The following is an 8,619-nucleotide window of genomic DNA, read 5'->3' as shown; positions in this document are numbered from 1 at the left end:
ACAAGTATCATCCATTCTTCTTTAGATCTTCTTTCTGCCATGCAAATTACCTCCTACTAAGTATAGGAGTATTATCACATTAATTTACTGCCAGTCCTAGGTGATGAGTTATTTGACGCTTACTTTAGAGCAGAAGGCGTAAAGATGAAAAAATTAGAAGGGGCTAATAAATAGTTGAGAGTTGGAAATTGAGAGTGGATAGTTGGGGAGAATGATTTCCTTTAACTTTCAATTATCAATTCTCAACTCTCAACTAATCACGCAGTGATTAAATATTTTGTAATAGGTTAAGCTTTTAATATACTAGTATATTTAGGTGGTTTAAAGCTTGAAGGAAAGTTTGGTGTATGAGAAGTCATTTAAGTTTGCTATGAGAATAGTTAATTTATATAAATATCTATGCAAACAAAAAAATGAGTATATTCTTTCAAAACAGGTCCTTAGGTCAGGAACAAGTATAGGCGCGAATGTTAAAGAAGCTTTGCAATCCCAAAGTAAAAAAGACTTTTTAAGCAAAATTAATATATCTTTAAAAGAAGCTTCAGAAATAAATTACTGGTTAAAACTTCTAGTTGCTACTAACTATATAGATAACAACATATCAAAAGACATTTTGAATGAATGCAATGAACTAAACAAAATTCTTACATCTATAGTAAAAACAACAAAACAAAACCTCAATAAAGTTGAGAATTGAAAGTTGAAAGTGGAAAGTTAAATTAAACTCTCAACTCTCAATTTTCAACTAAACAAAGTTTTGTTTAAAAATATATTAAAAAAACATAAAGATTTAAAATAATTGGCCGATAAGAATATTAACGAGGTGATGGATAATGAGATTAAGTCATAATATGAATTCTCTTAGGTTGAATTTAGGATATCAGAAGACTTTAAAGGATAATGTGTCTGCTATCGGAAGAATAAGCTCAGGTGTTAAAATTAATTCTGCCAAGGATAATCCTAATAAAATTGCACAAAGTGAAAGCATGAGAATTCAAATTAGGAGTTTACAATCTGCTCAAAAAAATCTTCAGGATGGACAATCAATGCTTCAAACAGCTGATGGAGCATTGCAAGAGGCTAATAATGTATTGGCTAGAATGAAGGAATTGGCTATCAGCGCAGGAGATGGAAGTAAAACAGAAGCTGATAGATCGGCAATACAGGCTGAAATGACTACAATGAAGGATACTTTAAATTCTTTAGCAAAAGATACTGAATTTAATGGAGTAAAACTTATTGGAGATGAGAATGTTAGTAGTAATGAGTACCCCTCCTATAAAGATACTGTTGTTGGTGCTATGGTAGGGGAAAAAGTTAGAATACCAGCATATAACATATCTGCTTCTTTTTTACATAATGATGAAGGTAATGCTTTAAGTGATATAGATTTAACAGATCCAGATAAGGTAGACCAAGCGATTGGTGTAATAGATGCTTCTATAACTTCTATTACATCTATTAGAAGTAAATATGGGGCTATTTCTAATAGATTTGAAAGTTCTGCAGAAAGTTTGGAACAAAATACATTAATAGTAGAAAAAGCTGATAGCAGTTTAAGAGATACTGATATTGCAGTAGAAATGGCTGAATTTGCTAGGACTCAGATTTTGACTCAAACGAGTATAGCATTAATTGCACAGAGTAACAATTTTCCTCAAGATGCATTGAAGGTACTAGAAAGAATTAGATAATTAAGAATAAAATGGTCTAGAATTAAAATTCTGGACTATTTTTTTTTGTTTTATTAATTAAAATATTATTAATTGCAACATAGTTTGATGAATAAGAATAAAATTTTTAAGAAAATACATATTTATACTTAAATAAGACAAGTTTATTTTAAATATCATAGAAAATTACATGATGATAGACTATAATATAAATTGGAAGTAGTGATAGAGAACTTTTTTTATTTGATAAAAAATTGTTATATAAAATTAATGGGGATAAAAGATGGAGGTGGGTTTATGACAATGAGTGTTTTGGGAAATGAAGGTAGCACTTATAACTTAATCAAGGAAGGTATAGCAGCCTCAAATGTAAGAAGTAAAGCTATATCAAATAATATGGCAAATATAAATACAAAGGATTACAAAAGATTTAACGTTGTTTTTGAAGAAAACATCAATGGAACAACTGAAACTGATTTAGCAATGAAAACTAATAATAGTAAACATCTACAAAGTAGTGATACTAATGGGAATATCACTGTTGAAAAAGATGAAAGTACTAGCATGAGGACAGATGGTAATAATGTAGATTTAGATGTCGAAAAAGTAAATCAAGCTGCTAATACAATGAAATATAATGCTTTAGTGCAACAAGCTAATGGGAAGCTTAGCACAATGAAATATGTAATAAGCGGAGGTAATTAATAAATGAATAGTTTTGATGCTATGAGAATAAGTGCAAGTGGATTGTCTGCTGAAAGATTAAGAATGGATACCATAACTTCAAATATGGTTAATGCCACAACAACAAGAACAGAAGAGGGCGGCGCGTATGTTAGAAAAGTTGCTGTCTTTCAAGAAGCTTTAGATAGCGAGATGAATTCCTATGGGGTAAAGGCTGTGGGGATAGAGGCGGATGAGTCAGACATGAAAATGGTATATGACCCATCACATCCAGATGCAAATGAAGAAGGCTATGTAGAATATCCAAATGTTAATGTTCTAAATGAAATGGCTGATATGATAGCGGCAACAAGGGCATACGAGGCTAATGCAGATACATTAGATGCGAATAAGGATATGTTTATGAAAGCGTTAGAAATAGGCAGATAGGAGTGATATCGTGATAATTAATAATTTTGTACCAAGTCAAGAAATATTTCAAAAAGGCATAAATAATATTGATACGAATAAAAATAATACAGTTAGTACAGGACTTGATACTTTTGCGACAACTCTTCAAAATTCTATAGAGGGTATTAATGATAAGCAGCTAGTTGCAGATAAAGCTTCTGAAGCTTTTGTTAAAGGCGAGGATGTAGAAATTAGTGATGTAATGTTAGCCACTGAAGAAGCTAAAGTATCATTACAATTTGCTGTCCAAGTTAGAAATAAATTGGTAGATGCATATAAAGAAATTAGTCAAATGCAGTTATAATAGAAGGAGTGCAATAGATGAAAAAGCTTTCAGACACATTTAAAAAGCTTTGGGCGAAGTTTAAATCCTTTGGTAGAAGTATTAAGATAGCAATAGTGGTTGCATTAATAGCACTATTAATTGCTATTATAAGTTTATTTTTCTTTTCATCATCAAATAAATATTCGGTATTATATTCAGGGCTAGATGCTGCAGATGCAGATATTGTTATAGCAAAATTAACTGAGGATAAAATAGATAAGAAAGTTGAAGGGGATTCTATTTTAGTTCCAACAGCCATGGTGGATGAGCTTAGATTACAATTCGCATCTCAGCTTTCAGATGGAAGCAAAGGGTACGAACTAATGGACTCTGGTAGTTCATTTGGTATGACAGATGAGGAATTTAATATAAAAAAACTTAGAATGATACAAGGGAATATAGAGAAATCTATAAAAAGCCTTGAAGCGATAGAGACAGTTAAAGTAAATATTACCCCAGCTGAGGATTCCGTATTTGTAAAGGACAAGCAAGAGGGCAAGGCCGCAGTTGTTTTAAAACTAAAGGCTGGAAAACAGATAACAGATGAGAATGTAAAGTCTATTGTTGCTATAGTTTCTGCAAGTGCTGAGAATATACCGCAGAATAATGTTGAAGTAATAGATACTAACATGAATTTATTGACTAAAAATTTAAATAGCGAAACTGGTAATACTGGTGTAAGTGCTGAAACTATACAAAGTCAAAAAGATCTTGAAAAGAATAGTGGAGATCAATATGAAGCAGCTATAATTAAACTTCTTGAACCAATTGTAGGAAAAAATAAGGTTTCAGCAACTGTGAATGTAGAATTGGATTTTGATGCTAAGCAGACAGATGAGACAGTTATTGATCCAAATAAAGTTATTATTAGCCAACAGACTATTAATTCATATAATAATGCTAATGGTGGAGTTACAGCCCAAAGCCCAGTAGATAATAATATGACAAATACTATAGATACAACTGAAGAGGCTGGAGTTACAGGAAGTAATGAGCAAAAGACTAACTATGAAACTGGAAATACTACAACAACTACTATAAGTAGTGCTGGTAAGCCTAAAAGGATAACAGCATCAGTATTTATAGATGGAGAATTAGATGCTGGAGCTCAAGCAGAGTTTGAAAATGCAATATCTAATGCTATAGGAATAGATAATAATAGAGGAGATTTAATGTCCTTAACTGGTATGGAGTTTGATACTGCAATTAAAGATGAAGCACAGGCGCAAATTGATGCATTTAATATAGAGATTGCTGCAGCTGATAGGAATAGAATAATTCTTTGGACTGCAATTGGAGTATTAAGTCTTGCTGGAATAATTGCATTACTGATAATTTTTATTAGAAGAAGAAAGAAAGATGAAGATAGAGTTCTTGATGTAGTTATTGATGATAAGTTAACAGCAAAACCTATTGAGAATTTTGCTCCAATAGATTTTGAAGTTTCAAATGAAAAGTTGCATATGGAGAAAGAAATAAAGGATTATGCAAAAGAAAAACCAGAAGAAGTAGTAGATATAATCAAATCTTGGCTATCCGAAAATGAGAGGTGATAAATTTGGCAAGAGATAGTAGCAAATTAACTGGCGTTCAAAAGGCGGCAATACTTTTTATAACTCTAGGACCAGAGGTATCTTCGGGGATTCTTAAAAGGTTGCCAGAGGCTGAAATTCAGAAAATAACCTATGAAATTGCAAATATCACTTCAGTGAATGCGACACAGAGGGAAAGCATTTTAAATGAGTTTGTGCAAATAAATAAAGCTAGAGAGTATATTGTTGAAGGGGGAATGGATTACGCAAGAACCCTACTCGGAAAGGCTTTAGGGACTCAAAGAGCTGCTGAAATACTAGAGAAGGTGTCTGAGGCTACTCAACAATATAGACCTTTCTCAATAGCTAGAAAGGCAGATGCTCATCAATTGTTAAATGCTATGACTTATGAGCATCCCCAAACAATAGCTTTAATTCTTTGCTATCTACAGCCAGATAAAGCGGCTCAAGTAATAGCGGAATTACCAGAAGAAGTTCAAAGTGAAGTTGCTTTTAGAATTGCTACTATGAGTACTACTTCACCAATGGTAATAAAAGAAATCGAAAACGTACTTGAAAGTAAGTTATCATCAGTTGTTAGAACTGAGATGACAACTTTGGGCGGAGTAGAAACTTTAGTTGATATTCTTAATCAGGTTGATAGAACAACTGAAAAGAATATTACTGAAAGTCTAGAGAGAGAAGATGCTGAATTGGCTGATAGAATTAAGAGCTCTATGTTTGTATTTGAGGATATTATTACTCTTGATGATGTATCTATTCAAAGAATTCTTAGAGAAGTTGAAGCTAAGGAACTTGCTCTTGCTCTTAAGGGTTGTTCAGAAGAAGTTGGAGAAACAATTTTCAAGAATCAATCAAAGAGAGCAGCTGCTTCATTAAAGGAAGATATGGAATTCTTAGGTCCAGTAAGGTTAATGGATGTAGAAAAATGTCAGCAAAAGATTGTTTCTGTAATTAGAAGGTTAGACGAAGCTGGAGAAATAATTATTTCAAGAGGTGGAGAAGATGCAATCATCGTATAGTCTAATAAAAAAAGATCAAGCTTTAAGTGGAGAACAGATGAAAATTTCTACTAATTATGTTGCAAAAACAACTAATGAATCAAATTCTAATGTAAGAGAAAATGAATCTAATATGGTAGGAAACTTTGAAGTCATAGGTGCAAGTATTATTAAGGAAGCACAAAGAAAAAGAGATCAGATTCTTATTGAATCTAAGACTCAAGCCGCTCTTATTGAGAAAAATGCTTATGAAAAAGGTTATAATCAAGGAATTCAAAATGGTCATGAGGATGGTAAAAAAGAGGCTATTGCCGCAACTATTCCAAAGGCAAAAAAAGAAGCCACAGATATTATAAATAATGCAGAAAAGATATTATCCGGGGCAGAGCAAGATTATAATGAATATTTGAAAAAGAAAACTCAAGATATTATTAAATTAGCCTTTAGTATTTCTGGAAAAATATTAAAAAAAGAAGTGTTAAAAGACGATGGAATAGATCTAATAATAGATGAGGCCTTTAAGCTAGCTAAGGGGGAACAAAATATCATTATTAGATGTAATAGAATTTATGAGGAACAGTTAAAAGAAAAAATTAAAATTTGGAAGGTTAGTTACAACATTACCGGGGAAATATTCATAATTGTAAGTGATGATATCCAGCCTGGAAATGCGATAATTGAAAAAAACAGTGGGAAGATGGAAGTTGGAGTAGACATAGGCTTGGAAAAAATAATGAAAGCTATAATAGGGTGAAGAAGTGAGGGATAAATTTGAATATAGATTTTGAAGGATTAACACAAAAAGTTATGGAAACCTCAACCATATATTCAGAAGGTATTGTTAGCAAAGTTATTGGATTAACCATAGAAGTAGAAGGAATTAAGGCCTTTGTTGGAGAACTTTGTATTATATATAACCAATATAACAAGCCTATTAATTGTGAAGTAGTGGGATTTCGAGAAAAGTTTGTAATTCTTATGCCTCTAGGAGAATTATCAGGAGTATCATCAGGTTGTAAAGTTGTCCCACAAAATAAGCCTTTAGGGGTCAGGTGCTCAGATGAATTACTTGGAAAGATTTTAGATGGTCTTGGAAATGAGTACAATTCACATGAAGAACTTTTAGGAGAACATTATCCACTTGAAAATGAACCTCCGGATCCAATGACCCGTAGACGGATAAAAAATGTAATGCCAACAGGAGTAAGAGCTATAGATGGATTTCTAACTGTTGGAGAGGGCCAAAGAATTGGTATATTTGCAGGAAGTGGTGTAGGTAAAAGTACAACCTTAGGAATGATTGCAAGAGAAGCTCAGGCAGATGTAAATGTTATTGGACTTGTTGGAGAAAGAGGCCGCGAGGTTCTTGAATTTATAGAGAATGATTTAGGACCAGAAGGTATGAAAAAGTCTGTAGTAGTATGTGCTACTTCAGATAAACCTGCTTTAATAAGAATAAAAGGAGCTTTAACTGCAACAGCTATCGCTGAATATTTTAGAGATAAGGGCAAAAAAGTAATCCTTATGATGGATTCTGTTACAAGATTTGCAATGGCACAAAGAGAAGTGGGTCTGGCGATAGGAGAACCTCCTGCAACAAAGGGTTATACTCCGTCTGTTTTTGCAAAATTACCTAAACTTATGGAAAGATCAGGTACTTCTGATAAGGGTTCAATTACTGCATTCTATACTGTCTTAGTTGATGGAGATGATTTTAATGAACCTATTGCCGATGCGGTAAGAGGTATTTTAGATGGGCATATAGTATTATCAAGAGATTTAGCCCATAAAAATCATTATCCGGCTATAGATATTTTAAATAGTGTAAGTAGACTTATGACAACTATAGCTGAAGAGAAACATAAGGATTCAGCATCCTATGGACGAGATTTACTTGCGACTTACAAGCAGTCAGAGGATTTAATTAATATAGGAGCCTATGTACGAGGTAGTAGTCCTAAAATAGATCTATCAATAAAATATAATGAACCTCTTGAGAAATTTCTGAGACAAGGAATAAATGAAAAAACTTCTTTTGAGGAAAGCATTAGTAGCTTAACCACTATGTTTAAGTAACTGTGAGGTGGAGATATGACTCAAAAATATAAATTTAGACTTCAAAAACTTCTAGAGTTAAGAGAAGAGAAGGAAGAAGAAAGTAAAAGATTGTTTTCTGAAAGTCAGAGTAATAAAATAAAAACGCAAAATGACTTAGAAGAGCTTAAAGATAAGTACGAATCCTATAGAGGTATCAAGCCAGGAGAGGATATTATTTATCAAAAAGTAAAAAGAAACTATTTATATGCGATTGATGCAGGAATAAAGGACAAAGAAAAAGAATTAGTACTAAGAGGACGAGAATTAGAGAAAAGAAGAATGGATTTAAAAGAAAAACAAATAGACAGAAAAACAGTAGCAACTTTAAAAGACAAGCAGTACAATAGTTATGTAAAGGAGCAGGACAGGCTAGAAGTTATAGACATAGATGAAATTGCTCTTTATGCATATATGAAGAATATGAAGGGGGGTGAATAAAATGCAAGTGAATATAAGCAACAATATAAATCTATCTACTCTAAATGTTAAAAATATGGCTAATACTGGTACAGAGGGCTATACAAAAACAAAATCTGAGGATAAATTTGGTTCTGTACTTCAAAAGATGTCTAATTTAACAGATGCTTCATCTGCACCGAAGAATAATGTAGAAGTTAAAGAAGTTAAAACAGAAGTTGAGAGATCAATTGAAGAACTATCTAAAGATGATATTATAAGCTCCTTAGCAGGAATTGTTGAATTAGTTAATAAGATGGCTTCAGCTAAAACAAATACTCAAGATCAAAATATCAATACACAAAGTAGTATGAATCAAGAAGATGCTGTTAAAGTAATTAACAACCTTTTGTCAGATTTAGAAACTGGTAAAGAAAATG

Annotated in this window: 11 protein-coding genes; all 11 read left to right on the top strand. The window is 32.4% G+C overall.

Annotation, left to right across the window (positions count from 1 at the left end; all coding sequences use genetic code 11):
- Nucleotides 1-328 precede the first annotated feature (328 nt).
- A complete protein-coding gene (locus CLVI_RS16665) occupies nt 329-697 on the top strand; it encodes a four helix bundle protein (protein WP_106061321.1) in 369 nt (122 codons plus the stop codon).
- A 136-nt stretch (nt 698-833) separates the two neighbouring features.
- Nucleotides 834-1,694, top strand: coding sequence for a flagellin (locus CLVI_RS16660; protein ID WP_106061319.1), 861 nt, complete (start codon nt 834-836; stop codon nt 1,692-1,694).
- Nucleotides 1,695-1,970: 276 nt separating this feature from the next.
- Nucleotides 1,971-2,378, top strand: a complete 408-nt coding sequence (gene flgB / locus CLVI_RS16655) for a flagellar basal body rod protein FlgB (protein ID WP_106061317.1) — start codon at nt 1,971-1,973, stop codon at nt 2,376-2,378.
- A 3-nt stretch (nt 2,379-2,381) separates the two neighbouring features.
- On the top strand, nt 2,382-2,786 hold the full coding sequence (gene flgC / locus CLVI_RS16650) for a flagellar basal body rod protein FlgC (RefSeq protein ID WP_106061315.1): 405 nt from the start codon (nt 2,382-2,384) through the stop codon (nt 2,784-2,786).
- Nucleotides 2,787-2,796: 10 nt separating this feature from the next.
- Complete coding sequence (fliE, locus tag CLVI_RS16645; protein ID WP_106061313.1) at nt 2,797-3,111, top strand: flagellar hook-basal body complex protein FliE; 315 nt, start codon at nt 2,797-2,799, stop codon at nt 3,109-3,111.
- 17 nt (nt 3,112-3,128) lie between these two features.
- Nucleotides 3,129-4,685 (top strand): flagellar basal-body MS-ring/collar protein FliF, encoded by a 1,557-nt coding sequence (gene fliF / locus CLVI_RS16640; protein ID WP_106061311.1) that lies wholly within the window; start codon nt 3,129-3,131, stop codon nt 4,683-4,685.
- Nucleotides 4,686-4,690: 5 nt separating this feature from the next.
- On the top strand, nt 4,691-5,707 hold the full coding sequence (gene fliG / locus CLVI_RS16635; protein ID WP_106061309.1) for a flagellar motor switch protein FliG: 1,017 nt from the start codon (nt 4,691-4,693) through the stop codon (nt 5,705-5,707).
- The gene (locus CLVI_RS16630) at nt 5,691-6,440 is read left to right on the top strand and encodes a FliH/SctL family protein (protein WP_106061306.1); all 750 of its coding nucleotides are present in this window, start codon (nt 5,691-5,693) and stop codon (nt 6,438-6,440) included. The genes fliG and CLVI_RS16630 overlap by 17 nt, the downstream gene beginning before the upstream one ends.
- Before the next feature lie 11 nt (nt 6,441-6,451).
- Nucleotides 6,452-7,762, top strand: coding sequence for a flagellar protein export ATPase FliI (fliI, locus tag CLVI_RS16625; protein ID WP_278320543.1), 1,311 nt, complete (start codon nt 6,452-6,454; stop codon nt 7,760-7,762).
- Between the two features lie 15 nt (nt 7,763-7,777).
- On the top strand, nt 7,778-8,221 hold the full coding sequence (fliJ, locus tag CLVI_RS16620; RefSeq protein ID WP_106061304.1) for a flagellar export protein FliJ: 444 nt from the start codon (nt 7,778-7,780) through the stop codon (nt 8,219-8,221).
- A gap of 1 nt (nt 8,222) precedes the next feature.
- A partial coding sequence (locus CLVI_RS16615) for a hypothetical protein (RefSeq protein WP_146127344.1) occupies nt 8,223-8,619 on the top strand: 397 nt, incomplete at its 3' end.

Source organism: Clostridium vincentii (assembly GCF_002995745.1).
GTDB classification, from domain to species: Bacteria; Bacillota; Clostridia; order Clostridiales; family Clostridiaceae; genus Clostridium; species Clostridium vincentii.
Note: the sequence above shows the minus strand (reverse complement) of the source record. Positions and strands in the feature narration are given on the sequence as shown.

Bases quoted from the DNA above. Each gene is read 5' to 3' on its own strand.
- CLVI_RS16630 (WP_106061306.1), top strand. From the start codon at position 5,691: ATGCAATCATCGTATAGTCTAATAAAAAAAGATCAAGCTTTAAGTGGA.
- flgC (WP_106061315.1), top strand. From the start codon at position 2,382: ATGAATAGTTTTGATGCTATGAGAATAAGTGCAAGTGGATTGTCTGCT.
- CLVI_RS16660 (WP_106061319.1), top strand. From the start codon at position 834: ATGAGATTAAGTCATAATATGAATTCTCTTAGGTTGAATTTAGGATAT.
- fliF (WP_106061311.1), top strand. From the start codon at position 3,129: ATGAAAAAGCTTTCAGACACATTTAAAAAGCTTTGGGCGAAGTTTAAA.
- fliJ (WP_106061304.1), top strand. From the start codon at position 7,778: ATGACTCAAAAATATAAATTTAGACTTCAAAAACTTCTAGAGTTAAGA.
- flgB (WP_106061317.1), top strand. From the start codon at position 1,971: ATGACAATGAGTGTTTTGGGAAATGAAGGTAGCACTTATAACTTAATC.